This window comes from Streptococcus mitis, assembly GCF_003942775.1.
GTDB lineage: Bacteria > Bacillota > Bacilli > Lactobacillales > Streptococcaceae > Streptococcus > Streptococcus mitis_CN.
In genome coordinates, this window is the sequence record NZ_RJNX01000003.1 from 262,714 (window position 1) to 288,294 (window position 25,581).

The window sequence follows — 25,581 nt, forward strand, 5'->3', positions numbered from 1 at the left end:
CCTTACAGTTTGCGTTTAAACGTTTAAGACCTTGTCCAAGAACTCTTTCAGACGTGGGTGTTGCGGGTTATCAAAGATTTGATCAGGTGTTCCGTCTTCAAGGAATTCGCCATCTGCAGTAAAGATAACTCGGTTAGCAACTTGACGGGCAAATCCCATCTCATGGGTTACGATAATCATGGTCATACCTTGCTCAGCCAATTCCTTCATAACGTTTAGTACGTCTCCAACCATCTCAGGGTCAAGGGCAGAAGTTGGTTCATCAAAGAGCATGATGTCTGGATTCATTGCTAGTCCACGAGCGATGGCCACACGTTGTTTTTGACCACCTGATAGGCTATCTGGGTTAGCATTAGCTTTATCTGCTAGCCCAACCTTGTCAAGCAACTCCATTCCCAATTTCTCAGCTTCTTCCTTAGTCATCAACTTGTGCTCAATTGGAGCAAAAGTAATGTTGTCCAAAACAGACATATGTGGGAAGAGGTTGAAGTGTTGGAAAACCATTCCGATATTTTCACGGACGTGGTCAACGTTGGTTGTTTTTTCAGTTAAGTCATAACCGTTCACAGTGATGTGACCACTCGTAACTTCTTCTAAAAGATTAAGGCTACGGAGGAAAGTTGACTTACCAGAACCTGAAGGACCAATGATACAAACGACATCTCCTTCATAGAACTTAGTCGTAATTCCTTTTAAAACTTCATTTTTTCCATAGTGTTTGTGTAAATCATTTACATCAATTTTTAGTTTTGCCATTAACGAATCCTCTTTTCTAAGCGTTTCGCTAGTCTAGTCAAAAGTGTGATAATTACAAGATAGAAGATAGCAAGGATTGCATACATCTTGAAACTTTGGTAGTTACGGGCAATGATAATCTTACCAGTTTGGAAGAGTTCCACCAAACCGATAGCAGATACGATAGTTGTATCTTTAAGAGCGATAACGAATTGGTTAACAAAGTTTGGCAACATCAATTTAGTTGCTTGTGGCAAGATAATCTTACGCATGGTTTTTCCATAAGAAATACCCAAGCTTCGGCTGGCTTCCATTTGACCAACCGGAACAGCCTGAATACCACCACGAACGATTTCAGCGATATAAGCCGCTGCATTGAGTGAGAGGGCGATAGTACCAGCTACGAAGTCGTTAATTGGACTTTGTTGGCCTGTGATAGACTCGATGAAGTTTGGAATTCCCCAGAAGATAAAGGCTGCAAGAATCATCAATGGAATACCACGGATAACGTCAACGAAAATCTCAGAGATCACACGAAGAGATTTGTAGGGGCTAACGCTAAACATACCAAAGATAATCCCGATAACAATAGCAATAGCAAATGAGATAAGAGCTAGAGCAAGAGTGATACCAAGACCGCTAAGGAGTTGTTTGTAGTTGTTTTGAAGCAAGCCCCAGATAGTTGTCTCATCAACAGTACTTGTTGATGCAGATGAAGATTCGCTAGCTAGGTATTTATCAAGAATCTTTTGGAATTCTCCGTTTGCTTTAAGGTTTGCAAGTCCGTTGTTGAACATTTCAATCAATTCTGGATTTGCTCCTTTTTTAACGGCAAAGGCTGTTTCACCGATTGGAGTTCCAGCGATTGGTGTTTTCAATTTTTGTCCTTGGCTGATAGAATATTTGAGAACAGGTTCATCATCCATAACGGCATCAATGGCACCAGTGTTTAAACTGTCATACATTGAAGAACCATCAGCAAAAGTTTTGATTTTGTAACCGTATTTGCTTTGATTTTCTGTTAGGAAGGTTTGAGAGGCAGTTCCGTTTTTAACACCAACTGTCTTTCCTTTTAAATCTTCATAAGAAGCAATGGTGCTTGATTCTTTGACACCAAGGATTGTATTAGCAGTGTAGTATGATTCTGAGAAGTCAAAAGTTGCCTTACGAGCATCTGTGACAGACATACCAGCAATGATACCATCAGCTTGTCCAGCTTGAACAGCACTGATAGCTGCATCGAAACCAGGATTGGTAATTTCAATTTCAAAACCTTGGTCTTTAGCGATAGCCTTAATCAAGTCCATATCAATACCAGTGTATTGGTTGCTTGAGTTTTGGAACACAAAAGGTGCAAAAGAAGAATCACTGGCAATGATGTATTTAGATTTAACAGGAGTTGCTTTTAGACCAGCTGCAGTCGTTGTAGTTGGTACTGCTGAAGATGATGATGCAGTCCATTTCTTGATGATTTTATCAAGACTACCATCTTTTTTCATTTCAGCCAAGGCTTGGTTAAATTCAGTCACAAGGTGCTCGTATTTACTTCCTTTTTTCACACCGAAAGCAAAACTCCCTACAGCTTCCCCATCCATTTCAATATGGAGGTCTTGACCTTGGTTAATGGCATATTCGATAACAGGTTTGTCATCCATCATGGCATCGATGGCACCAGCACTCAAGCTGTTGTTCATCAAATCACCAGTGTCAAATGTTTTAATGCTAAAGCCGTATTTATCTTTGATACTTTCAAGAAAACGTTGAGCAGCAGTTCCGTTTTTAACACCAACGGTTTTGCCAGTTAATTGGTCATATTTACTAATCTTGTGTGACTTAGTAGTTGCAATGACAACTTTTGTATCATAGTAAGTATCAGACATGGTGAAAACTTTTTCACGTTCTTTAGTCTTTGTCATCCCTGCCATGATAGCGTCAGCTTGACCAGCTTGAACCGCATTGACCGCTGCGTCAAATCCAGGATAGGACATCTGAATGTTCCATCCTTTAATCTCTGCGACTTTGTTGATAATGTCAACATCAATTCCTTTATAAGTTTGATCTGAATCTTTAAACTCAAAAGGTGCATAGGCGGTATCAGAAACAATCTTAATCGTTTCAGCTTTCGCAATACCTAATGAGAAAATTGGGAATAAAATTAGCAAAAATGCTAGAAATTTTTTCTTCATTTTTAGTCTCCTTTTCCGAATATTTTCCCATTATATCAGAAAAAGTAAAAAAAGGCAAATTTTTATATTTTCGTGTTAGAAAATATAACATCTATATTTTCTTTTCCTTCTTGAATTGCTACTATAAAGTGCTATAATAATAGTATATAGTAGAAGAAAACAGGACAGGAATATGAAGAACAAAAGAATATTTAAAGACTTCCAAGCTTCCAAAATGCGGTTAAACCTTTACACAAGCCCCTTGTTAGCCTTTGCTTTTGTCTTCATAGGAGAGTTTGTGGCTTATACTCTGTATGGTATTAGTTTGTTAGCTCTCATCGGACTTGCTAGAAATTTTGGAGAGGCTGGTCAAAATCTTGCAACCTATTTGCAGACATTGCAACAGAGCTTGATGGATAAAACAAGTGACTTTCGTTTAATTTTAGAATTGCTGGCCTTTGGTTTCGTTCTCAACACTGTGTTCAGATGGACTAGAAAAGTTGAGAAAAGACCTATTCGAACTTTAGGATTTTATAAAGAAAATTTCCTCAGCAATCTTCTTAAAGGGTTTGGGCTAGGCCTGGCACTTTTTCTTCTGACCTTGTTAGGTTTAGTAGCATTAGGGCAATATCGTTTGGAGTCTATTCACTTGAATCCTTATTCGCTTACCTTTGTTGTCTTTACAATCCCATTTTGGATTTTACAGGGGACAACAGAAGAAGTTGTGGCCCGTGCTTGGCTCCTTCCTCAATTGGCCTCAAGAACCAATCTAAAACTTGCTGTTCTTATATCTAGCCTATTCTTTACCCTGCTTCATATGGGCAATTCTGGTCTAACCCCTCTATCTTTAGTGAATCTCTTTTTATTCGGAGTTGCTATGGCTCTTTACCTTCTCAAAACCGATACAGTTTGGGGTGTTGCAGGTATTCATGGAGCCTGGAATTTTGCTCAGGGCAATCTCTTTGGGATTTTAGTTAGTGGTCAGCCGTCAGGAACGTCATTGATGACCTTTTTACCACAAGGCAATCAAGACTGGCTATCTGGTGGGTCTTTTGGGATTGAAGGTTCTATCATGACAAGTTTAGTCTTGTTACTTTTGATTTTCTATCTCGCTCATCAATTAAAGAAAGAAAATGAAAGGATGTGACTTCGGTCCGTCCTTTTCTTCGTGAAAATGCTATAAGTATGCTAAAATAGGAATAGCACATCGAGAGAGGATTCTTATGATCAATCGCATTACAGACAATCAATTTAAACTAGTATCAAAATATCAACCATCAGGAGACCAACCACAAGCTATCGAGCAGTTGGTTGATAATATCGAGGGCGGAGAAAAAGCTCAGATTCTGATGGGGGCGACCGGAACAGGGAAGACCTATACCATGAGTCAGGTTATTTCCAAAGTCAATAAACCTACTCTGGTCATTGCCCATAATAAGACTCTGGCAGGACAGCTCTATGGGGAGTTTAAGGAATTTTTCCCTGAAAATGCAGTTGAGTACTTCGTATCCTACTATGACTATTACCAGCCAGAAGCCTATGTACCTTCAAGCGATACCTATATTGAAAAGGACAGCTCTGTCAATGATGAGATTGATAAACTCCGCCACTCAGCGACTTCAGCCCTTTTGGAGCGTAATGATGTTATTGTCGTTGCCTCAGTCTCTTGTATCTATGGTTTGGGGTCGCCCAAGGAATACTCTGATAGCGTGGTTAGTCTCCGTCCAGGTCTTGAAATTTCTCGTGATAAACTTTTGAATGACTTGGTTGATATCCAGTTTGAACGTAATGATATTGATTTCCAACGGGGAAGATTTCGTGTGCGTGGGGATGTAGTGGAGATTTTCCCAGCATCTCGTGATGAACACGCCTTTCGAGTAGAATTTTTTGGAGACGAAATTGACCGTATCCGTGAGGTTGAGGCTCTGACAGGTCAGGTCTTGGGAGAAGTGGATCATTTAGCTATTTTCCCAGCTACTCACTTTGTGACCAATGATGACCACATGGAAGTTGCCATTGCCAAGATTCAAGCAGAATTAGAAGAGCAGTTAGCTGTCTTTGAGAAGGAAGGTAAATTGCTTGAAGCCCAACGTTTGAAACAGCGGACAGAGTATGATATCGAAATGTTGCGTGAGATGGGCTATACTAACGGGGTTGAAAACTATTCACGCCACATGGATGGACGTAGTGAAGGAGAGCCTCCTTATACCCTTCTCGACTTCTTCCCAGATGATTTCTTGATCATGATTGATGAGAGCCACATGACCATGGGACAAATCAAAGGCATGTACAATGGAGACCGTTCTCGTAAAGAAATGTTAGTAAATTACGGTTTCCGTTTGCCGTCTGCTCTGGACAATCGTCCTCTCCGTCGGGAGGAGTTTGAAAGCCATGTGCATCAGATTGTCTACGTTTCAGCGACACCTGGTGACTATGAAAATGAACAGACCGAGACAGTGATTGAGCAAATCATTCGTCCAACGGGACTCTTGGATCCAGAGGTGGAAGTCCGTCCGACAATGGGACAGATTGATGACCTCTTGGGTGAAATCAATGCCCGTGTTGAGAAAAATGAGCGTACCTTTATCACAACCTTGACCAAGAAAATGGCAGAGGACTTAACCGACTACTTCAAAGAAATGGGCATCAAGGTCAAGTACATGCACTCGGATATCAAGACTTTAGAGCGGACGGAGATTATCCGTGACCTGCGCTTGGGTGTCTTTGATGTCTTGGTCGGAATCAACCTACTACGCGAAGGGATTGACGTTCCTGAAGTAAGCTTGGTTGCCATTCTTGATGCTGACAAGGAAGGTTTCCTTCGAAACGAACGTGGACTCATCCAGACAATTGGTCGTGCTGCTCGTAATAGTGAGGGACATGTCATTATGTATGCGGACACTGTTACTCAGTCTATGCAACGAGCTATTGATGAAACGGCCCGCCGTCGGAAAATCCAGATGGCTTATAATGAAGAGCATGGTATCGTTCCACAAACCATTAAGAAAGAAATCCGTGACCTGATCGCTGTAACTAAGGCAGTTGCTAAAGAAGAGGATAAGGAAGTCGATATCAATAGCCTCAACAAACAAGAACGCAAAGAACTTGTTAAGAAACTCGAAAAACAAATGCAAGAAGCCGTCGAAGTGCTTGACTTTGAACTCGCAGCTCAGATCCGCGATATGATGCTGGAAGTCAAGGCGTTAGATTAGGGGAATTTTATGAATATTTTAGTTATCAATGGACATCCTGATAAAGAAAGTTACTGCCAAGCAATTTTTCAAACGATTGTAGAAAATATAGACTCAAAGAGACATGAACTTGAAATGATTAATCTTAATGAGGAAGAGTTTGATCCTGTTTTACGTTATGGTTACCGACAAAGGATGGAGGACGATCCGTTTATTCTACGCTCTCAAGAATTAATCCAGTGGGCAGATCATTTCATTTTTATTTATCCTATTTGGTGGAGTAGTATGCCTAGTCTATTAAAGGGGTGGATTGATCGTGTTTTTACGCCAGGCATTGCATACTCTGCAAATAATCGAGGAAGCTTTATTTTGAACTACTTGAGAGGTAGACAGTTCAAAAAGTTACTAAAAGGAAAAACAGCTAGTATCTATGCAACATCTATGGCACCAACTTGGTGGTATAAAGTATTTTCAGGTCCGATTAACATTCCAGACAGTTATGGAATATCAGTATTAAAGAATGCTGTATTGAATCACTGTGGCATAAAAACAAAGAGGGTTTCAATCTTGGGAGAGTTAGGCCGTGAAGTAAATACAAGTTCAACAAGACAAAAATTTCTACAAAAAGTAGCAAAGGAAGTCAGGGTGTTGAATTAAGGAGAAGAAAATAAATGACGGTTATTATTAAATCAATGGAAACTCCTGAAGAGATAGAAGGTAAATCACTTGTTCACTGGAAAGCGTGGAGAGAGGCTTATGACGACCTTTTGCCTGCAGAATTTCAGGAGACAATGACATTAGAAAGATGTCGATTCTTTAGTCAAAAGTTTCCAGAAAATACATTGATTGCGATGGATGGTCTGAAGGTAGTTGGTTTTATAAGTTATGGCAACTTTCGTGATGAGACTATTCAAGCTGGTGAAATTATTGCTTTATATGTTTTAAAAGACTATTATGGAAAAGGTATTGCACAAAAGTTAATAAAAGCAGCTTTGATTGCTCTTGATCATTTTTCTGAAATTTTCTTATGGGTATTGAAAGATAATAAGCGCGCCATTGCTTTCTATCAAAAAATGGGCTTTACTTTTGATGGACAAGAAAAGATGCTTGAACTTGGAAAGCCTATAAAGGAAAAACGGATGGTATTCTATTCTAAATAATTTTAAAAAGTAGAAGCTAATGGTACTGGTACCAAGTCTAAAAATTTAATAAATTAGAAAGTGAGTAAATTTATGTCCCGTTCTCAATTAACGATTTTAACCAATATCTGTCTGATTGAAGACCCCGAAACTCAGCGCGTGGTTATGCAGTATCGCTCTCCTGAAACCAATCGCTGGTCTGGTTATGCCTTTCCAGGAGGCCATGTAGAAAATGGCGAGTCTTTCGCAGAGTCTGTCATTCGTGAAATCTATGAAGAAACAGGGTTGACTATCCAAAAACCTCAACTTGTCGGCATTAAAAATTGGCCACTAGATACAGGTGGGCGCTATATTGTCGTTTGTTATAAGGCGACTGAGTTCTCTGGTACCCTTCGCTCTTCAGATGAAGGAGAAGTTTCTTGGGTGCAAAAAGACCAGATTCCAAACTTGGATCTGGCCTATGATATGTTACCCTTGATGGAGATGATGGAAGCTCCGGACAAATCTGAATTTTTCTACCCTCGCCGTACAGAAGATGATTGGGAGAAGAAAATCTTCTAGTCTTTTACTAAATAACCTAGCTGATCCAAGGCCTCCTCGATATAGTGGAGGTCTTGTTGTGTTTCAGCTTCGACTAGGTGGTAATGGATGCCATCTGTCAATTCAGACAGAGGTCTAAAGTCAGAATGCTCGACTTGTTCTAGAAAATGTTGCACATCTCTGCGACAAGACAGTTTAAGCAAGGTTTCGATTTCTCCATAAACGGGATGGTCAATCAAGGTATTTTGAACACGTCCACCATTATCAACGATAGCAAGGAGTTCTTGACCGATTTCTTCAACTTCATGTTTCACTTTGAAAAGTTTGTGAACATAAGGATTGGTTTCAATTTGCTTATAGACGTAGCCACGATTAGTGGATAGGATAGGAGCGCCATCGGCTCTCAAAATTGCAATGTCCTGCACAATGACCTGACGTGTGACATGAAAATGTTCCGCCAAACTTTGGCCATTGAGGGCTTTAGGGGCTTCTTTCAAGAGTTGAAGTAGGGCTTGTTTGCGATCTTTTGTCATAGTTCTTCCTTTTAACGGCGTTTTCGAAGCACTTTATAGACGGCTAGTGCTAATGTATAGTCTACCATACTATGGATAATTGTGCCAAATCCAACTAGTACAAATAGAACATAAAACATATTTTCTACATTGGTACCAGAAGTTGCGTAAAAAACGACACAGGCCAATACTTCAGCAAGGGCATGGATAAGCGCTAAAACAAAGTTAAAAATCCAGGAAGATTTTGGTTTATCTAGGGTATCGGGGAATTTTTGTAGGTAAAGAGCTCCCAAAGTCCCAAAAAAGATATGGGAAAAAGCTCGAAAAACGATAACCATGGGATAGCCAGCCATCAAAAATCCAAAACTAGAGGCTAGGATGACAAAAACAGCCATCAAGGGCGACAAGAACATGGCAATAAAAATAGCAATGTGGCTTCCTAAAGTATAGGAAGCAGGTGGAATGACAATCTTGAAAGGCATAACAATTGGAATCAAAATCGCAATAGCCGTTAAAAGGGCAGTCATTGTCATAAATTGTGTCTTTTTCCGTGTATTCATAAGAATCTCCTTTTTAACTGTATATACATTAGTATAGTACTATAAACAAGACAATAAAGCAAGGATTTACTTGGGTTTATAGGTCATTTTTAAGTTAATACTCTTCGAAAATCTCTTCAAACCACATCAGCTTCTATTTGCAACCTCAAAACCGTGTTTTGAGCAACCTGCAGCTAGCTTACTAGTTTGCTCTTTGATTTTCATTGAGTATAAATATTGGTAAAGATTTCACTAAAAAGAAACTGTACAGAGCGAAATCTCCACCTTCAGGTTTGAAAGTGGAGATTGTTTTTATTTCTTCAAAGTTTGTAGTCTTGGAACAATGGCTAAGGTTAGAACTGCGGAAATGACTAATTCGGCAATCGAATTTGTTGAGATAACAGTTGCTAGGAGTTTTTGGATATTACCATCAAAAACATTTCCAAAAAGGTAGAAAATTCCTCCAAGGACAAAGACAGTATTTGTCAAGGAACCAAGGGCACCAGCTAGAATCAGACCAGTCTTATTTTTCATCAGCTTATAGACTAAGTAAGGAGTCAAACCAATCAAAATACGTGGGACAATGGCAATGATAGCTGAGTAGATGTTTCCGTTTGGTACAAATGGGGAGAAGAGGTAGCTTGTCGGTAGAATTGTAATCGTGTTAACAGTTAAGCTAAGTAGTCCCATCAAAAATCCAAGTGTAACCCCAACTCGTGGACCGTAAATAATGCTGGCAATAATGACAGGAATATGAACGATGGTCGGTTTGATTGGGAATGGAAAAAGGTTAAAGATAAGTGAGCTTAGAAAATGAATCACAAGCATGGTTGCAAAAAAGATAGCAATAGGTGCAATGTTAGAGCGTTTTTTCATCGATAGTTTCCTTTATTCTTTCTAAAATAATTGTGAGGTCGGCTAAAGATCCTCGTCCATAGTCTCCACAAGCTAGTAGGGATTCTTTTGGAGCAATCAGCTGATAGCCGTAGGTTTCTAATGTTTTCAGATTAGCCTGAGTTGCTGGATGGTCATACATCTTTGTATTCATAGCAGGTGCGATGAGTTTTGGGATATGACTTGGCAAGGCTAGAGCCGTACTGCTCACCATATTGTCCGCAAAGCCGTGGGCTAGTTTTGCAATAGTGTTAGCAGTTGCAGGGGCCACGATGAATAGATCAGTTTCTTTTCCAAGTTCAATATGATTGACTTGATCTGGATAGGATTCCTTCATGACATCCAAGTGAACAGGATTCTGTGAGAGTACCTGTAGTGTCAAAGGTTGGATAAACTCTGTGGCAGCCTGAGTCATCAAGACAGTGACTTGATGATCTTGTTTTTTGAGAGAACTGACTAAATCTGCCGACTTGTAAGAGGCGATTGATCCTGTTACAGCCAAGAGAATATGTGCCATAGCTTTCCTTTCTATGAATGATAGGCTTGAATCTTTTCAAGGAGGAGTTTTGCAATTTCTTCTTTAGTGTTAACCGTTTGAAGATAATCTTTCTCAACAAAGATTGCACGATGCTGGTTTGCTGAAATTTGAGTCAGGTCATTTGCGATAATCAAGTCTGCTTGGTTCTTGATAAGACTTTTTCTGGCAATCTCGATGAGATAATCCTCAGAGACATCAACCAGCAGTTTGAAACCAATCAGATGAATAGTAGGATTCCATTCCTTGACTAGAGAGATGATTTTGGGTGTTTTTTTCAGGAATAAAACCTGAACCTTATCAGTCGAAGAAATCTTAGCCTGATGATTTTGCTTGCTTAAAAATTCTTCCAAATTGGAGCTAGACTGAACTTCCTCTAGACCTGTCATATAAACAGGAGTGTAATCGGACACAGCCATTGAGTGAATCAAGACCTGATAGTCCTTGACACGTTCTTGCATTTCAAGGAGAAGGTCCTTGGTATTGTTAATTTCTCGAATGCTTAGGTTGGGATGGGCTTCTGGCTTCAGAGCTCGTTTTGTTGTTATCAAACAAACTTCATGCCCTGCAGCAAGCAAGGTTTCTGTGATGATTTTCCCCAAGCGTCCTGTAGAATGGTTAGTGATAGAACGGACGCTATCGATAGCTTCACTGGTACCGCCCGATGTAACTAAAATTTTCATAGCACTATTGTACACAAAAATAAACGGTAAGTAAAATGAAAGCAATAAAAATTTGGTAAAAGGAAAGAATATAGTTTCAAACTATAAAGCCATATAAAATTTAAGAAAGGGCTCTAAAAACCTTAAAAACAGGGATATTTACGAACGTTTAGAGAGTTTTAGGATGTTAAAAATCTTGTTTTGTGTTATAATGAATTATCATATAAGAGGTTAGAGGAGTTTTGAATGAAAACAGATATTGAAATTGCACAGAGTATTGAGTTAAAGCCAATCGTTGATGTTGTAGAGAAACTTGGTATTTCTTACGACGATTTGGAGTTGTATGGAAAGTACAAGGCTAAGCTCAGCTTTGATAAAATTCGTGCAGTTGAGAGTAATACAGTTGGGAAATTGATTTTGGTTACCGCCATTAATCCAACGCCAGCAGGTGAAGGAAAATCAACCATTACCATTGGTCTTGCGGATGCCTTGAACAAGATTGGCAAGAAAACCATGATTGCTATTCGCGAACCATCTCTTGGTCCAGTAATGGGAATTAAGGGTGGTGCGGCAGGTGGTGGTTATGCCCAAGTTCTGCCAATGGAAGATATCAACCTCCACTTTACAGGGGACATGCATGCCATTACAACTGCCAACAATGCTCTTTCTGCCTTGATTGACAACCACTTGCACCAAGGGAATGAGTTGGGAATTGACCAACGTCGTATCCTCTGGAAACGCGTTGTGGACTTGAATGATCGCGCCCTTCGTCATGTGACAGTTGGACTTGGTGGTCCTCTAAACGGAATTCCACGTGAGGATGGTTTTGACATTACCGTCGCTTCTGAAATCATGGCAATTCTTTGCTTGGCAACAGACATCGAGGACTTGAAACGCCGTTTGGCTAATATTGTTATCGGTTATCGCTATGATCGTACACCTGTTTCTGTAGGTGATTTGCAGGTTGAAGGTGCCTTAGCTTTGATTTTGAAGGATGCGATTAAGCCGAACCTGGTTCAGACAATTTACGGAACACCTGCCTTTGTACACGGTGGTCCATTTGCCAATATTGCTCATGGTTGTAACTCTGTTTTGGCGACGACAACAGCCCTTCACTTGGCTGATTACACAGTTACTGAAGCTGGTTTTGGTGCAGACCTTGGTGCTGAGAAATTCCTTGATATCAAGACACCAAACTTGCCAACATCTCCAGATGCAGTAGTTATCGTCGCAACCCTTCGTGCCCTTAAGATGAATGGTGGCGTGGCTAAAGATACTCTGACAGAGGAAAATGTGGAGGCAGTTCGTGCTGGTTTTGCCAACTTGAAACGCCATGTTGAGAACATCCGTAAGTTCGGTATTCCAGCAGTTGTGGCTATTAACGAATTTGTATCTGATACAGAAGCTGAAATTGCAGCCTTGAAAGAACTTTGTGCCTCAATCGATGTACCAGTTGAATTGGCTAGTGTCTGGGCTGATGGTGCAGAAGGTGGAGTATCACTTGCCGAAACAGTTGTCAAGACTATCTCTGAAAATCCAGCTAACTACAAACGTTTGTATGATAATGACCTTTCTGTCCAAGAAAAGATTGAAAAGATTGTTACTGAAATTTACCGTGGTAGCAAAGTGAACTTTGAGAAGAAAGCTCAAACACAAATCACTCAAATCGTTCAAAACGGTTGGGACAAATTGCCAATCTGTATGGCTAAGACCCAGTATAGCTTCTCAGACAATCCAAATGCACTTGGAGCACCTGAAAACTTTGAAATTACCATTCGTGAATTGGTGCCAAAATTAGGTGCAGGCTTCATCGTTGCCTTAACTGGTGATGTCATGACTATGCCAGGACTTCCAAAGCGCCCTGCTGCTCTTAATATGGATGTTGAAAGTGACGGAACTGTCCTAGGATTGTTCTAGTATATTGAAATTGACTTTAAATGAGTTTGGATACTTTAACCCAAGCTCATTTTTTATCTAGATATAAGAAGTTGCCTTCTACACGTAACCAGTCTAGGTAAAGATATTTTCCCTGAATTCTGATATAATAGAAATATTGACTTCAAGAGTAAGGAAGAGAAGATGAACGCATTATTAAATGGAATGAATGACCGTCAGGCTGAGGCGGTGCAAACGACAGAAGGTCCCTTGTTGATCATGGCGGGGGCTGGTTCTGGAAAGACCCGAGTTTTGACCCACCGCATTGCTTATCTGATTGATGAAAAGCTGGTCAATCCTTGGAACATCTTGGCCATTACCTTTACTAATAAGGCTGCGCGTGAGATGAAAGAGCGTGCTTATAGTCTCAATCCAGCCACTCAGGACTGTCTGATTGCGACCTTCCACTCCATGTGTGTTCGTATTTTGCGTCGGGATGCAGACCATATTGGCTATAACCGTAATTTTACTATTGTGGATCCTGGTGAACAGCGAACGCTCATGAAACGCATTCTCAAACAGTTGAATTTAGATCCCAAAAAATGGAATGAGCGGAGCATCTTGGGAACTATTTCCAATGCTAAGAATGATTTGATTGATGATGTTGCCTATGCTGCCCAAGCTGGCGATATGTATACGCAAATCGTGGCCCAGTGTTATACTGCTTACCAAAAAGAATTGCGTCAGTCTGAGTCGGTTGACTTTGATGATTTGATTATGCTGACCCTGCGTCTCTTTGATCAAAATACTGATGTCTTGACCTACTATCAGCAGAAGTTCCAATACATCCACGTTGATGAGTACCAAGATACCAACCATGCCCAGTACCAACTAGTCAAACTCTTAGCGTCTCGCTTTAAAAATATCTGTGTGGTTGGGGATGCGGACCAGTCTATCTACGGTTGGCGAGGTGCTGATATGCAGAATATCTTGGACTTCGAAAAGGATTATCCCCAAGCCAAGGTTGTTTTGTTGGAGGAGAATTACCGCTCAACTAAAACCATTCTCCAAGCGGCCAACGAGGTCATTAAAAACAATAAAAATCGCCGTCCTAAGAATCTCTGGACTCAAAATGCTGATGGGGAACAAATCGTTTACTATCGTGCCAATGATGAACTAGATGAGGCTGTATTTGTAGCCAGAACTATCGATGAACTTGGTCGCAGTCAAAACTTCCTTCACAAGGATTTTGCAGTTCTTTATCGTACTAATGCGCAGTCCCGTACTATTGAGGAAGCTCTGCTCAAGTCAAATATCCCTTATACCATGGTTGGCGGAACCAAGTTCTACAGCCGTAAGGAAATCCGAGATATTATCGCTTACCTCAATCTTATTGCCAATTTGAGTGACAATATCAGTTTTGAGCGTATTATCAACGAGCCTAAACGTGGAATTGGGCCAGGTACAGTTGAGAAAATCCGTGACTTTGCGAATATGCAAGACATGTCCATGCTAGATGCTTCAGCCAATATCATGTTATCTGGTATCAAGGGTAAAGCAGCTCAGTCTATCTGGGATTTTGCCAATATGATTCTGGATTTGCGGGAGCAACTGGACCACTTAAGCATTACTGAGTTGGTTGAGGCTGTTCTAGAAAAAACAGGTTACATTGATATTCTAAATGCTCAAGCGACTTTAGAAAGCAAGGCTAGGGTTGAAAATATTGAAGAGTTCCTTTCTGTGACGAAAAACTTTGATGACATCTCTGATGGGCCAGAAGAAGAAACTGGTCTGGACAAACTGAGTCGTTTCTTAAATGATTTAGCCTTGATTGCGGACACAGATTCAGGTAGTCAGGAGACATCAGAAGTGACCCTAATGACCCTGCATGCTGCCAAAGGTCTCGAGTTTCCAGTTGTATTTTTGATTGGGATGGAAGAAAATGTCTTTCCGCTTAGCCGTGCAGCTGAAGATCAAGATGAATTAGAAGAAGAGCGCCGTCTAGCCTATGTAGGAATTACGCGTGCAGAGAAAATTCTCTATCTGACCAATGCCAACTCGCGCCTGCTTTTTGGTCGTACCAACTACAACCGTCCGACTCGTTTTATTAACGAAATCAGTTCAGACTTACTTGAGTATCAAGGATTGGCGCGTCCAGCCAATACAAGCTTTAAGGCATCATATAGCAGTGGTGGTCTTACCTTCGGTCAAGGTATGAGTCTTTCCCAGGCTCTTCAAGACCGTAAACGCAGTGCTGCCCCAAAATCTATCCAGTCAAGTGGTCTTCCATTTGGTCAATTTACAGCTGGCACAAAATCAGCGTCTAGTGAGTCAAATTGGTCCATTGGTGACATTGCTCTCCACAAGAAATGGGGAGAGGGAACCGTTCTGGAAGTTTCAGGTAGCGGTGCTACGCAGGAATTAAAAATCAATTTCCCAGAAGTAGGTTTGAAAAAACTTTTAGCTAGTGTAGCCCCAATTGAGAAAAAAATCTAATTTTCCATCCTTCTCACGAATAATAAAGTGAGGAGGATTTTTATGTACAGTATTTCATTTCAAGAAGATTCACTATTACCAAGAGAAAGACTGGCCAAGGAAGGAGTCGAAGCGCTCAGTAATCAAGAGTTGCTAGCTATTTTACTCAGGACAGGAACACGTCAAGCTAGCGTTTTTGAAATTGCCCAGAAAGTTTTGAACAACCTTTCAAGCCTAACGGATTTGAAAAAAATGACCCTGCAGGAATTGCAGAGTCTGTCTGGTATCGGGCGTGTTAAGGCTATAGAATTACAAGCTATGATTGAACTGGGGCATCGTATTCACAAACATGAAACTATTGAGATGGAAAGTATTCTCAGCAGTCAAAAGCTGGCCAAGAAGATGCAACAGGAGTTGGGACATAAAAAACAAGAGCACCTGGTGGCGCTCTATCTCAATACTCAAAATCAAATCATCCATCAACAGACCATTTTTATCGGCTCAGCTACTCGTAGTATTGCTGAACCACGTGAGATTCTTCACTATGCTATCAAGCATATGGCGACCTCTCTTATCTTGGTCCACAATCATCCTTCAGGAGCGGTAGCCCCTAGCCGAAATGATAATCATGTCACTAAACTTGTAAAAGAAGCCTGTGACCTGATGGGGATTGTCCTCTTGGACCATTTGATTGTCTCTCATTCTAATTACTTTAGTTATCGTGAAAAGACGGATTTAATCTAAAGTTCATTTACGACATAGTCAAAGAGGTTTTTATCCTTGGGGCGATTTTCAAATAGAAATTCTGGGTGCCATTGGACACCGAGAAAGGCAAAATCATCCGTACTCATGACAGCTTCAATGATACCATCTTTAGGATCATGAGCCGCAATCTTTAAATTTGGTGCTAAATCTTTGATGCTCTGGTGGTGGAAGGAGTTGATATGGGAAATTTCTCCATAGATTTCTCGAAGAACTGTATCAGGCTCTGTCACCAAGCGTTGAGTTGTGTACTCAGCAGAACAATCTTGCCAGTGGTCTTCTATATCTTGATACAAAGTTCCACCCATGGCAACGTTAAAGAGTTGAGTCCCACGACAGACGGAGAAAATAGGCTTTTTCTGTTTAATAGCTTCCTTGATGAGGGCCAGTTCGAAGATGTCTCTTTGAAGGTGGTAGTCATCGCTATCGATGGTTTTTGGTTCACCATAGAATTTTGGGTCAACATTTTGCCCACCTGTCAAGATGAGCTTGTCAATCAAACTGATATAGTGGCAGGCCATTTCTTGATTACCAATCGGTAGGATGATGGGAATCCCTCCAGCGTCTTTAACTCCTTCAACAAAGCCTTTTGCTGCGTAGCTCATCATGATGTCATCATCTGGATGAGTTTTTTCGTTTCCTGTAATCCCAATAACTGGTTTTTTCATAAAATGATTTTCGCTTTCTAATCCTCTTTTCGCATGAAGTAGAGGAGGGTTTGGAGTTCACTTGTCAAATCGACATACTGAACGACCACGTCTTTTGGTAAATGCAGATGGACTGGTGAAAAACTGAGAATTCCTTTCACGCCAGCATCCACCAAGAGATTGGCAACCTCTTGTGACTTGACGCTGGGAACTGTCAGGATAGCAGTCTTCACATCAGCATCCTTGATTTTATCCTTGATTTGAGAAATTCCGTAAATAGGAATCCCATCAGGAGTTTGGGTACCAACTTCAGGATGGTCATCAAGATCAAAAGCCATGATAATCTTCATCTTGTTACGCTCGTGGAAGCGGTAGTGGAGAAGGGCATGGCCCATATTTCCAATACCAACCAGCATGACATTGGTAATGGAGTTATCGTTGAGCAAATCGGCAAAAAATGTCATCAGTTTTTTGACATCGTAGCCAAATCCACGCCGACCTAGTTCACCAAAATAGGAAAAATCACGACGTACGGTCGCGGAATCAATACCGATAGCCTCTGCAATTTGCTTAGAGTTGGCACGTTCAATCTTTTCTGCATGAAATCTCTTAAAAATTCGATAGTAGAGAGAGAGTCTTTTCGCTGTTGCTTTTGGAATAGCAGACTGTTTATCTTTCACAAAATCACAACCTTTCTATTCTTCTATTTTATAGAAACATTGTGAAAAAATCAACAAAAATAAGAAAAAACTAAGAAAAATCTTAGTTTTGATGTAAAAAATCTGCATGTGATAGAAATCGGTAGAGGTCTCCGACCAGACCCTGATAAACTTTCTGGCCATTAAAAGTCAGAGAAGTCACATAAAGTGTATCTGGTAGGGTCACACATCCTGACAGAGCCAGCATGAGAGCTTTATAATCCTCATACTTGAGTGTACGCTCTACATGATAGCTGTCCTTATAGGTCAGTTCAAACATATGGGATCTATCTTTCAGATTTTGTAAAGACACCACGTTCTACTAAACTATCCATGAGGAAGTAGAATTTTTCCTGATGAATGTGGTGGTCTTCTGATTTGAAAATATCAACTAGACGTAGCCCAAACTTGTCAGTGATATTGATTTTAGCACCTGTAAGTTCCTTGTTAATGATGATTTTGAGTTGGAATCCCTCACCGCTGTTCGGCACTTTTTCCAAAAGGCGAGTCAATTCATAGTTACCAACCTTAGTCTCAAAAAAGGTGTTGTCCTTAAGGGTGAATTTTTTAACAGAAGGGCTAAGAGTGTAGTCGTAACGACAATTTTTTAACTGAATGGTTTTTTCAAATGCCATATGGCTAACCTCCGATAATTTCTTTTAAGGTTTTTGCGAGGGTATGTAGATCTTCAACAGTATTTTCTGGCGACAAACTGATACGAACGGATTCCTTCAAGCGTTCTGAATTTGCCCCGTACATGGCTTCAAGAACATGGCTGGATTGTACAATGCCTGCAGTGCAGGCTGAGCCAGTAGAGATTGAAATTCCAGCTAAATCTAGACGAAGGAGTAAGAGGTCATTTTTCTGACCAGGAAATCCAATATTGAGAACATAAGGGAGATGATGTTCTCCTCTATTCAAGTAATATTGAATGCCCTCTAGCTCTGCAAGAAAGGCAGTTTCTAAATTTTGTACATGTTGAAAATGTTCTTCTTGCTGTTCTAGGTCTTCTTTTAGGGCTGCAACCATGCCTATGATGGCAGCCAGATTTTCAGTCCCTGCACGTTTTTTCTGTTCTTGGTCTCCACCATGGAGATAGGAATCAAAGTCCATGCTAGATGCGTAGAGAAAACCGATTCCCTTAGGACCATGGAACTTGTGGGCAGAAGCAGTGAGAAAATCAATGCCCAATTCTTCGGGGTGAATTGGTATTTTACCAATAGCTTGAACTGCATCAACATGATAGGCAGAAGGGTGTTGCTTGAGTATTTGGCCAATTTCAGCAATGGGAAGTAGGTTTCCTGTCTCATTATTAGCAAACATGGTAGAAACCAAAATCGTATCATCACGTAAGGCCTTTTGAATTTGTTGGGCTGTGATTTCTTGATTTTCTGGTTGGATAATGGTTGCTTCAAAACCAAAGTGTTGAACCAAGTAATCAATGGTTTCAAGGACGGCATGGTGCTCAATGGCAGTTGTGATGATATGTTTTCCCTGTTCTTGATGACGAAGGCAGTAGCCAATGATGGCAGTATTATTGCCTTCTGTCCCACCAGAAGTGAAAAAGATATGTTGAGGTTTTGTCCCTATTAACTGAGCTAGTTCCTGACGGGCTTCACGCAAGAGTTTACCAGCTTGACGACCATGACCATGAATACTAGATGGATTTCCGTGGGTTTCTTGCATAACCTTGGTCATAGCTGAAATAGCAGCTGCTGACATGGGAGTCGTTGCAGCATTGTCCAAATAAATCAAAGAATCACCTTATTTCTTTTTATTGTAGGCAAAGAGTGGGCTGACTGGTTTTCTTTCGTGGATACGGACGATGGCATCACCAATTAACTCACTAGCAGTGATGTAGCATACGTTTTTAGGAGTTTTTTCTTTTGTTGCTACTGAATCAGTCACAAGAATTTCTTTAATATTAGTATTGTCAAGAAGTTCAGCAGCACCTTCAACAAAGAGACCATGACTAGAAACAGCATAAATTTCTGTAGCTCCTTCACGTTCAACGATTTTGGCAGCTTCAGAGAAGGTACGTCCTGTATTTAAAATATCGTCAATCAAGATAGCTTTCTTACCTTCAACATCACCGATAATATAACCTTCGTTACGAGTTGCATCGTCTTGAGGGTAGTCGATAATGGCGATAGGAGCATCAAGATATTCAGCCAAGCTACGGGCACGTTTCACACCTGAATTCTTAGGGCTAACAACAACAACATCTGAACCAAGTAAGCCCTTATCGCAATAATGTTTTGCAAATAGAGGAACTGTGAAGAGGTTGTCAACAGGAATGTCAAAGAAGCCTTGAACCTGAACGGCATGCAAATCAAGCGTAAGGATACGATCGACACCAGCCTTAACCAGCATATTGGCAACTAGTTTAGCTGTAAGTGGCTCACGAGGTGAAGCAATACGGTCTTGACGTGCATAACCAAAATATGGAAGGACAACGTTGATACTGTGGGCACTTGCACGTACACAAGCGTCGACCATGATCAATAACTCCATTAGGTGGTTGTTAACTGGGAAACTTGTTGATTGGATGATGTACACATCATAACCACGGACACTTTCTTCGATATTTACTTGGATTTCTCCATCTGAAAATTGACGTGATGATAGTTTTCCAAGTGGGACACCAACAGCTTGAGCAATTTTCTGTGCAATCTCTTGGTTAGAGTTGAGTGCGAAAAGTTTCATGTTTTTTCTATCTGACATTATAGACCGTCCTCTGTAAACTTTTTAAATCCTAGTCATATCTGCCTAGCCTATATGAACTGGGATTTTTGTATTTTATCTTTTCTATTTTACCAAAAAATAGAGATTATTTCAGCTATTTTTCATGCTTTTGACAAATCGGACCAATTTTGAGGGAGCTTTTTGATAATCAATCTGATTTTCCTCTAAAAATTGTTGGAAATCCTGTTTCCCTTGCTCGTGATTCTCGACTTCAAGCTCTAATTCGTAATCTGTAATATCAAAGTACTGACTTTCATCCAACGCTATGAGACCAATAGCTGTTTGCATTTCATAGCGAAGTGTCGTTAGACAACCAAGAATCTGCCATTCACTAGTTTTAATACCATGTTTCGCCAATTCCTCAAGCACAAGCCCTTGAGGAAGTTCTTCCTTGCTCAAATAGTTTTCAGCATCTTTTAGTTGCAATTTTTGATTGTATTCCATGTTTCCAACACTTTGCGGGACTTTGAGTGTCAATTCTGCCCAGTCTTCAAAGGTTCGAATGCGCATAGCAACTTTCTTTTCTCGCAGCTCAAAATTAGGCGTGTCTATGTAGTAATTTTTTTGAAGAACAGGAGTGACGTCTGTGAACTGGTCTTTTAGACGATTGTATTCATCTTTTTTCAAGAGTGTTTTCAATTCAATTTCTAAATGTTTCATTTTTCTTACCTTTTCTTTATCGTTGAAAGCGGATTTATGGTATAATAATCATTGTATTTATTGTATATGAATCTGGAGAAAAAATCAAAGATATTTTTGAAGGATAATATGAGAACAAGGGAGAATATATGACCTTAGAATGGGAAGAATTTCTAGATCCTTACATTCAAGCTGTTGGTGAGTTAAAGATTAAACTTCGTGGTATTCGGAAGCAATATCGTAAGCAAAATAAGCATTCTCCGATTGAGTTTGTGACTGGTCGAGTCAAGCCAATTGAAAGTATCAAGGAGAAAATGGCTCGTCGTGGCATTACTTATGCGACCTTAGAGCACGATTTGCAAGATATTGCTGGTTTGCGTGTGATGGTTCAGTTTGTAGATGACGTTAAGGAAGTAGTGGAAATTTTGCACAAGCGTCAGGACATGCGAATCATACAGGAGCGAGATTACATTACTCATCGAAAGGCTTCAGGCTACCGTTCCTATCATGTGGTAGTAGAATATATGGTTGACACTATCAATGGAGCCAAGACCATTTTGGCGGAAATTCAGATTCGTACTTTGGCCATGAATTTCTGGGCAACGATAGAACATTCTCTCAACTACAAGTACCAAGGGGATTTCCCAGAGGAAATTAAAAAGAGACTGGAAATTACTGCCAAAATTGCCCACCAGTTGGATGAAGAAATGGGTAAAATTCGAGATGATATCCAGGAAGCCCAGGCTCTTTTTGATCCTTTGAGTAGAAAATTAAATGACGGTGTAGGAAACAGTGACGATACAGATGAAGAATACAGGTAAACGAATTGACCTGATAGCAAATAGAAAACCGCAGAGTCAAAGGGTTTTGTATGAATTGCGAGATCGTTTGAAGAGAAATCAGTTTATACTCAATGATACCAATCCGGACATTGTCATCTCCATTGGTGGGGATGGTATGCTCTTGTCGGCCTTTCATAAGTACGAAAACCAGCTTGACAAGGTCCGCTTCATTGGTGTTCACACTGGACATTTGGGCTTCTATACGGACTATCGTGATTTTGAGTTGGATAAGCTAGTGACTAATTTGCAGCTAGATACCGGAGCAAGAGTCTCTTACCCTGTTCTGAATGTGAAGGTTTTTCTTGAAAATGGTGAAGTGAAGATTTTTAGAGCACTGAATGAAGCCAGTATCCGCAGGTCTGATCGAACCATGGTGGCGGATGTTGTGATTAACGGTGTCCACTTTGAACGTTTTCGTGGAGATGGGCTAACAGTTTCGACACCGACTGGTAGTACGGCTTATAATAAGTCTCTTGGCGGTGCAGTGTTACATCCTACCATTGAAGCTCTTCAGTTGACGGAAATTGCCAGCCTAAATAATCGTGTCTATCGAACGCTGGGCTCTTCCATTATTGTGCCTAAGAAGGATAAGATTGAACTCATTCCAACAAGAAATGATTACCACACCATTTCGGTTGACAATAGCGTTTATTCCTTCCGCAATATTGAGCGAATCGAGTATCAAATCGACCATCATAAGATTCACTTTGTCGCATCACCTAGCCATACCAGTTTTTGGAACCGTGTTAAGGATGCTTTCATCGGTGAGGTGGACGAATGAGGTTTGAATTTATCGCAGATGAGCATGTCAAGGTTAAGACCTTTTTGAAAAAGCACGAGGTTTCTAAGGGGCTTCTGGCCAAGATTAAGTTTCGGGGTGGAGCTATTCTGGTCAATGACCAACCGCAAAATGCAACCTATCTATTGGATATTGGAGACCTAGTTATCATCGATATTCCCGTTGAGGAAGGTTTTGAAACTCTAGAAGCTATCGAGCGCCCACTGGATATTCTCTATGAGGATGACCATTTTCTAGTCTTGAATAAACCCTATGGAGTGGCTTCTATTCCTAGTGTCAATCACTCCAATACCATTGCCAATTTTATCAAGGGTTACTACGTCAAGCAAGACTATGAAAATCAGCAGGTTCACATTGTGACAAGACTTGATAGGGACACTTCTGGCTTGATGCTCTTTGCCAAGCACGGCTATGCCCATGCACGATTAGACAAGCAGTTGCAGAAGAAGTCCATTCAAAAACGCTACTTTGCTTTGGTTAAAGGTGATGGATACTTGGAGTCAGAGGGGGAAATTATTGCCCCGATTGCGCGTGATGAAGACTCCATTATTACCAGACGTGTAGCTAAAGGTGGAAAGTATGCTCATACTTCTTACAAGATTGTAGCTTCTTATGGAAATATTCACTTGGTCGATATTCGCCTGCATACTGGGCGTACCCACCAAATCCGAGTCCATTTTTCTCATATTGGTTTTCCTTTGTTGGGAGATGACTTGTATGGTGGTAGTCTAGACGATGGAATTCAGCGCCAAGCCCTACATTGTCATTCCTTAACTTTTTATCATCCATTTTTAGAGCAAGACTTGCAGTTAGAAAGCCCGTTGCCGGATGATTTCAGTAACCTTATTACCCAGTTATCAACTAATACTCTATAAAAACTGTTTCAGAGTATAATTATTATCTTAAAGGAGAAAACTCATGGAAGTTTTTGAAAGTCTCAAAGCCAACTTGGTTGGTAAAAATGCTCGTATCGTTCTCCCTGAAGGGGAAGAACCTCGTATTCTTCAAGCGACTAAACGCTTGGTAAAAGAAACAGAAGTGATTCCTGTTTTGCTTGGAAATCCTGAAAAAATTAAAATTTATCTTGAAATTGAAGGGATTGAGGACGGTTATGAAGTCATCGACCCTCAACACTACGATAAATTTGAAGAAATGGTTGCTGCTTTAGTGGAGCGTCGCAAGGGCAAAATGTCTGAAGAAGATGCACGCAAGGTTTTGGTTGAAGATGTCAACTATTTTGGTGTTATGTTGGTTTACTTGGGCTTGGTTGATGGAATGGTATCTGGAGCTATTCACTCAACAGCTTCAACAGTTCGTCCAGCTCTTCAAATCATCAAAACTCGTCCAAATGTAACTCGTACTTCAGGTGCCTTCCTCATGGTTCGTGGTACGGAACGTTACCTATTTGGAGACTGTGCCATCAACATTAATCCAGATGCAGAAGCCTTGGCTGAAATTGCCATCAACTCAGCAATAACAGCTAAGATGTTTGGCATCGAACCTAAAATTGCCATGCTGAGCTATTCTACTAAAGGTTCAGGATTTGGAGAAAGCGTTGATAAGGTTGTTGAAGCAACTAAAATTGCTCACGACTTGCGTCCTGACCTTGAAATCGATGGTGAGTTGCAATTTGATGCGGCCTTTGTTCCTGAAACTGCAGCTTTGAAAGCTCCTGGAAGTACAGTAGCTGGTCAAGCAAATGTCTTCATCTTCCCAGGTATCGAGGCAGGAAATATCGGCTACAAGATGGCTGAACGTCTTGGTGGTTTTGCAGCTGTTGGTCCTGTTTTGCAAGGTTTGAACAAGCCAGTTAACGACCTTTCTCGTGGATGTAATGCAGATGATGTTTACAAGTTGACCCTTATCACAGCAGCTCAAGCAGTTCATCAATAAGATTTACTCCTCTTTCCCTTGGGAAGAGGCTTTTTAATACTAGGAAAAGGACAGTAAGAGTCTTCTGTGTTATACTAGAGATATGTTAGATTTGAAAGAATACGGTATCGTCATGTGGCCGGAGGAGAAGATCATTTCTTTCCGTGAAAAACTTCTTGCCTGGTATGATGAAAACAAAAGAGATTTACCTTGGAGGAGAAGTAAAAATCCTTATCATATCTGGGTGTCTGAAATTATGCTCCAGCAAACCAGGGTGGATACGGTTATTCCTTATTACGAACGATTCTTGGACTGGTTTCCAACAGTGGAAAGTTTGGCAACTGCCCCTGAAGAGCGTTTGTTGAAGGCTTGGGAAGGTTTGGGTTATTATTCTCGAGTTCGTAATATGCAGGCTGCAGCCCAGCAGATTATGACTGACTTTGGTGATCAATTTCCAAATACCTATGAAGGAATTTCCAGCTTGAAAGGGATTGGTCCTTATACAGCAGGAGCCATTTCCAGTATTGCTTTTAACTTGCCTGAGCCAGCTGTAGATGGTAATGTCATGCGTGTTTTGGCGCGTCTATTTGAAGTCAACCACGATATTGGCATTCCAAGCAATCGAAAAATTTTTCAGGCAATGATGGAAATTTTAATTGACCCAGAAAGGCCTGGTGACTTTAATCAAGCCTTGATGGACTTGGGATCAGATATTGAGGCGCCTGTAAATCCCAGACCAGAAGAAAGCCCAGTTAAGGACTTTAGTGCGGCATATCAGAATGGCACAATGGACCGTTATCCAATCAAGGCTCCCAAGAAAAAGCCGATTCCTATTTACCTTACAGCCTTGGTGGTCAAAAATACTCAGGGACAATTTTTACTTGAAAAAAATGAAAGCGAAAAGCTATTGGCAGGCTTTTGGCATTTCCCCTTGATAGAAGTTGATAACTTTTCGCAAGAAGAGCAGTTTGACCTCTTTCATCAGGTTGAAGAAAATGTGAACTTTGGTCCCAGTCCAGAAGAGAGTTTCCAGCAGGACTATGACCTAGATGTTGATTGGCTTGATGTTTGTTTTGAGACTGTCAAGCATATCTTTAGCCATCGCAAGTGGCATGTTCAAATTGTAGCAGGTCAAGTGAATGACTTCCATGACTTTTCAGATAGGGAAGTTCGCTGGCTTTCACCAGAAGAGTTTAAGAGTTACCCACTTGCTAAACCCCAACAAAAAATATGGCAGGCTTATGCACAAGCCAAGTTAGACAGGAACAAAGACTAGCTATTGTATCTTCTTGTTATTTTTTTGGTATAATAGTAG

General features: G+C 40.6%; 27 protein-coding genes. 13 read left to right on the top strand and 14 right to left on the bottom strand.

Features of this window, described 5'->3' with window-relative positions:
- Positions 1–15 precede the first annotated feature (15 nt).
- On the bottom strand, positions 16–756 hold the full coding sequence (locus D8848_RS05895; RefSeq protein ID WP_001096315.1) for an amino acid ABC transporter ATP-binding protein: 741 nt from the start codon (positions 754–756) through the stop codon (positions 16–18).
- A complete protein-coding gene (locus D8848_RS05900; RefSeq protein WP_125443178.1) occupies positions 756–2,921 on the bottom strand; it encodes an ABC transporter substrate-binding protein/permease in 2,166 nt (721 codons plus the stop codon). The genes D8848_RS05895 and D8848_RS05900 overlap by 1 nt, the downstream gene beginning before the upstream one ends.
- 172 nt (positions 2,922–3,093) lie before the next feature.
- On the opposite strand from D8848_RS05900, the gene D8848_RS05905 reads away from it, so the two are divergent.
- The 5 genes from D8848_RS05905 (at position 3,094) to D8848_RS05925 (ending at position 7,791) form a co-directional block, all read left to right on the top strand.
- Positions 3,094–4,047, top strand: coding sequence for a CPBP family intramembrane glutamic endopeptidase (locus D8848_RS05905; RefSeq protein ID WP_125443179.1), 954 nt, complete (start codon positions 3,094–3,096; stop codon positions 4,045–4,047).
- A gap of 76 nt (positions 4,048–4,123) precedes the next feature.
- Entirely contained in the window at positions 4,124–6,112 is a 1,989-nt protein-coding gene (uvrB, locus tag D8848_RS05910; protein ID WP_125443180.1) for an excinuclease ABC subunit UvrB, read from the top strand.
- Between the two features lie 9 nt (positions 6,113–6,121).
- Entirely contained in the window at positions 6,122–6,748 is a 627-nt protein-coding gene (locus tag D8848_RS05915; protein ID WP_084926546.1) for an NAD(P)H-dependent oxidoreductase, read from the top strand.
- Between the two features lie 14 nt (positions 6,749–6,762).
- Positions 6,763–7,251 (top strand): GNAT family N-acetyltransferase, encoded by a 489-nt coding sequence (locus D8848_RS05920; protein ID WP_084926545.1) that lies wholly within the window; start codon positions 6,763–6,765, stop codon positions 7,249–7,251.
- A 72-nt stretch (positions 7,252–7,323) separates the two neighbouring features.
- On the top strand, positions 7,324–7,791 hold the full coding sequence (locus D8848_RS05925) for an 8-oxo-dGTP diphosphatase (protein WP_125443181.1): 468 nt from the start codon (positions 7,324–7,326) through the stop codon (positions 7,789–7,791).
- Here D8848_RS05925 and D8848_RS05930 read toward each other — a convergent pair.
- The 5 genes from D8848_RS05930 to coaB form a co-directional block, all read right to left on the bottom strand.
- A complete protein-coding gene (locus tag D8848_RS05930) occupies positions 7,788–8,303 on the bottom strand; it encodes a transcription repressor NadR (protein WP_049509367.1) in 516 nt (171 codons plus the stop codon). The two genes, D8848_RS05925 and D8848_RS05930, sit on opposite strands and share 4 nt — an antisense overlap.
- An 11-nt stretch (positions 8,304–8,314) precedes the next feature.
- On the bottom strand, positions 8,315–8,842 hold the full coding sequence (locus tag D8848_RS05935) for an ECF transporter S component (RefSeq protein WP_001097396.1): 528 nt from the start codon (positions 8,840–8,842) through the stop codon (positions 8,315–8,317).
- Positions 8,843–9,133: 291 nt separating this feature from the next.
- Entirely contained in the window at positions 9,134–9,697 is a 564-nt protein-coding gene (locus D8848_RS05940) for an ECF transporter S component (protein WP_000747412.1), read from the bottom strand.
- Positions 9,681–10,232 carry a phosphopantothenoylcysteine decarboxylase gene (gene coaC, locus D8848_RS05945; RefSeq protein ID WP_000940137.1) on the bottom strand — a complete coding sequence of 184 codons (552 nt, stop codon included), beginning with the start codon at positions 10,230–10,232 and terminating at the stop codon, positions 9,681–9,683. Before coaC ends, D8848_RS05940 begins: the two co-directional genes overlap by 17 nt.
- A gap of 11 nt (positions 10,233–10,243) precedes the next feature.
- Positions 10,244–10,933 carry a phosphopantothenate--cysteine ligase gene (gene coaB, locus D8848_RS05950; RefSeq protein WP_000699510.1) on the bottom strand — a complete coding sequence of 230 codons (690 nt, stop codon included), beginning with the start codon at positions 10,931–10,933 and terminating at the stop codon, positions 10,244–10,246.
- A 225-nt stretch (positions 10,934–11,158) separates the two neighbouring features.
- On the opposite strand from coaB, the gene D8848_RS05955 reads away from it, so the two are divergent.
- From D8848_RS05955 to radC, 3 genes are all read left to right on the top strand, one after another.
- On the top strand, positions 11,159–12,829 hold the full coding sequence (locus D8848_RS05955; RefSeq protein WP_125443182.1) for a formate--tetrahydrofolate ligase: 1,671 nt from the start codon (positions 11,159–11,161) through the stop codon (positions 12,827–12,829).
- A gap of 162 nt (positions 12,830–12,991) precedes the next feature.
- Positions 12,992–15,283, top strand: a complete 2,292-nt coding sequence (pcrA, locus tag D8848_RS05960; protein ID WP_125443183.1) for a DNA helicase PcrA — start codon at positions 12,992–12,994, stop codon at positions 15,281–15,283.
- Positions 15,284–15,325: 42 nt separating this feature from the next.
- Positions 15,326–16,006 carry a RadC family protein gene (gene radC / locus D8848_RS05965; protein WP_125443184.1) on the top strand — a complete coding sequence of 227 codons (681 nt, stop codon included), beginning with the start codon at positions 15,326–15,328 and terminating at the stop codon, positions 16,004–16,006.
- Here the strand turns inward: radC and D8848_RS05970 are convergent.
- The 7 genes from D8848_RS05970 to D8848_RS06000 all read right to left on the bottom strand — a co-directional run bounded on the left by D8848_RS05970 (position 16,003) and on the right by D8848_RS06000 (position 20,774).
- A complete protein-coding gene (locus D8848_RS05970; protein ID WP_125443185.1) occupies positions 16,003–16,692 on the bottom strand; it encodes a gamma-glutamyl-gamma-aminobutyrate hydrolase family protein in 690 nt (229 codons plus the stop codon). The genes radC and D8848_RS05970 overlap by 4 nt on opposite strands.
- 17 nt (positions 16,693–16,709) lie before the next feature.
- Positions 16,710–17,351 (bottom strand): redox-sensing transcriptional repressor Rex, encoded by a 642-nt coding sequence (locus tag D8848_RS05975; protein ID WP_000653417.1) that lies wholly within the window; start codon positions 17,349–17,351, stop codon positions 16,710–16,712.
- A gap of 82 nt (positions 17,352–17,433) precedes the next feature.
- Positions 17,434–17,649, bottom strand: a complete 216-nt coding sequence (locus D8848_RS05980) for a DUF4649 family protein (protein WP_185756857.1) — start codon at positions 17,647–17,649, stop codon at positions 17,434–17,436.
- A 7-nt stretch (positions 17,650–17,656) separates the two neighbouring features.
- Positions 17,657–18,004 (bottom strand): DUF1831 domain-containing protein, encoded by a 348-nt coding sequence (locus D8848_RS05985; protein WP_000863540.1) that lies wholly within the window; start codon positions 18,002–18,004, stop codon positions 17,657–17,659.
- A 4-nt stretch (positions 18,005–18,008) separates the two neighbouring features.
- Positions 18,009–19,124, bottom strand: a complete 1,116-nt coding sequence (locus tag D8848_RS05990; protein ID WP_125443187.1) for a cysteine desulfurase family protein — start codon at positions 19,122–19,124, stop codon at positions 18,009–18,011.
- Between the two features lie 9 nt (positions 19,125–19,133).
- Positions 19,134–20,093, bottom strand: a complete 960-nt coding sequence (locus D8848_RS05995) for a ribose-phosphate diphosphokinase (RefSeq protein WP_001283818.1) — start codon at positions 20,091–20,093, stop codon at positions 19,134–19,136.
- Positions 20,094–20,204: 111 nt separating this feature from the next.
- Complete coding sequence (locus D8848_RS06000; RefSeq protein ID WP_000681280.1) at positions 20,205–20,774, bottom strand: CYTH domain-containing protein; 570 nt, start codon at positions 20,772–20,774, stop codon at positions 20,205–20,207.
- 128 nt (positions 20,775–20,902) lie between these two features.
- Here D8848_RS06000 and yjbM point away from each other — a divergent pair, with 128 nt between their 5' ends.
- The 5 genes from yjbM (at position 20,903) to mutY (ending at position 25,542) form a co-directional block, all read left to right on the top strand.
- Entirely contained in the window at positions 20,903–21,574 is a 672-nt protein-coding gene (gene yjbM, locus D8848_RS06005; RefSeq protein ID WP_000171680.1) for a GTP diphosphokinase, read from the top strand.
- Positions 21,558–22,376, top strand: coding sequence for an NAD kinase (locus D8848_RS06010; RefSeq protein WP_000799056.1), 819 nt, complete (start codon positions 21,558–21,560; stop codon positions 22,374–22,376). The genes yjbM and D8848_RS06010 overlap by 17 nt, the downstream gene beginning before the upstream one ends.
- The gene (locus tag D8848_RS06015; RefSeq protein WP_001209982.1) at positions 22,373–23,269 is read left to right on the top strand and encodes an RluA family pseudouridine synthase; all 897 of its coding nucleotides are present in this window, start codon (positions 22,373–22,375) and stop codon (positions 23,267–23,269) included. Before D8848_RS06010 ends, D8848_RS06015 begins: the two co-directional genes overlap by 4 nt.
- A gap of 43 nt (positions 23,270–23,312) precedes the next feature.
- A complete protein-coding gene (gene pta, locus D8848_RS06020; RefSeq protein ID WP_000451571.1) occupies positions 23,313–24,287 on the top strand; it encodes a phosphate acetyltransferase in 975 nt (324 codons plus the stop codon).
- Positions 24,288–24,369: 82 nt separating this feature from the next.
- Positions 24,370–25,542 carry an A/G-specific adenine glycosylase gene (gene mutY, locus D8848_RS06025; RefSeq protein ID WP_000886129.1) on the top strand — a complete coding sequence of 391 codons (1,173 nt, stop codon included), beginning with the start codon at positions 24,370–24,372 and terminating at the stop codon, positions 25,540–25,542.
- Positions 25,543–25,581 lie beyond the last annotated feature (39 nt).

What these genes read in the sequence shown, in the direction of transcription:
- D8848_RS05925 (WP_125443181.1), top strand. Translation starts at nt 7,324, where the DNA reads ATGTCCCGTTCTCAATTAACGATTTTAACCAATATCTGTCTGATTGAA.
- coaC (WP_000940137.1), bottom strand. Translation starts at nt 10,232, where the DNA reads ATGGCACATATTCTCTTGGCTGTAACAGGATCAATCGCCTCTTACAAG.
- D8848_RS06015 (WP_001209982.1), top strand. Translation starts at nt 22,373, where the DNA reads ATGAGGTTTGAATTTATCGCAGATGAGCATGTCAAGGTTAAGACCTTT.
- D8848_RS05980 (WP_185756857.1), bottom strand. Translation starts at nt 17,649, where the DNA reads ATGTTTGAACTGACCTATAAGGACAGCTATCATGTAGAGCGTACACTC.
- yjbM (WP_000171680.1), top strand. Translation starts at nt 20,903, where the DNA reads ATGACCTTAGAATGGGAAGAATTTCTAGATCCTTACATTCAAGCTGTT.
- pta (WP_000451571.1), top strand. Translation starts at nt 23,313, where the DNA reads ATGGAAGTTTTTGAAAGTCTCAAAGCCAACTTGGTTGGTAAAAATGCT.
- D8848_RS05920 (WP_084926545.1), top strand. Translation starts at nt 6,763, where the DNA reads ATGACGGTTATTATTAAATCAATGGAAACTCCTGAAGAGATAGAAGGT.
- D8848_RS05915 (WP_084926546.1), top strand. Translation starts at nt 6,122, where the DNA reads ATGAATATTTTAGTTATCAATGGACATCCTGATAAAGAAAGTTACTGC.
- D8848_RS06010 (WP_000799056.1), top strand. Translation starts at nt 21,558, where the DNA reads ATGAAGAATACAGGTAAACGAATTGACCTGATAGCAAATAGAAAACCG.
- D8848_RS05900 (WP_125443178.1), bottom strand. Translation starts at nt 2,921, where the DNA reads ATGAAGAAAAAATTTCTAGCATTTTTGCTAATTTTATTCCCAATTTTC.
- radC (WP_125443184.1), top strand. Translation starts at nt 15,326, where the DNA reads ATGTACAGTATTTCATTTCAAGAAGATTCACTATTACCAAGAGAAAGA.
- D8848_RS05935 (WP_001097396.1), bottom strand. Translation starts at nt 8,842, where the DNA reads ATGAATACACGGAAAAAGACACAATTTATGACAATGACTGCCCTTTTA.
- mutY (WP_000886129.1), top strand. Translation starts at nt 24,370, where the DNA reads ATGTTAGATTTGAAAGAATACGGTATCGTCATGTGGCCGGAGGAGAAG.
- D8848_RS05895 (WP_001096315.1), bottom strand. Translation starts at nt 756, where the DNA reads ATGGCAAAACTAAAAATTGATGTAAATGATTTACACAAACACTATGGA.
- D8848_RS05995 (WP_001283818.1), bottom strand. Translation starts at nt 20,093, where the DNA reads ATGTCAGATAGAAAAAACATGAAACTTTTCGCACTCAACTCTAACCAA.
- D8848_RS05905 (WP_125443179.1), top strand. Translation starts at nt 3,094, where the DNA reads ATGAAGAACAAAAGAATATTTAAAGACTTCCAAGCTTCCAAAATGCGG.
- D8848_RS05985 (WP_000863540.1), bottom strand. Translation starts at nt 18,004, where the DNA reads ATGGCATTTGAAAAAACCATTCAGTTAAAAAATTGTCGTTACGACTAC.
- D8848_RS05955 (WP_125443182.1), top strand. Translation starts at nt 11,159, where the DNA reads ATGAAAACAGATATTGAAATTGCACAGAGTATTGAGTTAAAGCCAATC.
- D8848_RS05970 (WP_125443185.1), bottom strand. Translation starts at nt 16,692, where the DNA reads ATGAAAAAACCAGTTATTGGGATTACAGGAAACGAAAAAACTCATCCA.
- uvrB (WP_125443180.1), top strand. Translation starts at nt 4,124, where the DNA reads ATGATCAATCGCATTACAGACAATCAATTTAAACTAGTATCAAAATAT.
- D8848_RS05930 (WP_049509367.1), bottom strand. Translation starts at nt 8,303, where the DNA reads ATGACAAAAGATCGCAAACAAGCCCTACTTCAACTCTTGAAAGAAGCC.
- coaB (WP_000699510.1), bottom strand. Translation starts at nt 10,933, where the DNA reads ATGAAAATTTTAGTTACATCGGGCGGTACCAGTGAAGCTATCGATAGC.
- D8848_RS06000 (WP_000681280.1), bottom strand. Translation starts at nt 20,774, where the DNA reads ATGAAACATTTAGAAATTGAATTGAAAACACTCTTGAAAAAAGATGAA.
- D8848_RS05940 (WP_000747412.1), bottom strand. Translation starts at nt 9,697, where the DNA reads ATGAAAAAACGCTCTAACATTGCACCTATTGCTATCTTTTTTGCAACC.
- pcrA (WP_125443183.1), top strand. Translation starts at nt 12,992, where the DNA reads ATGAACGCATTATTAAATGGAATGAATGACCGTCAGGCTGAGGCGGTG.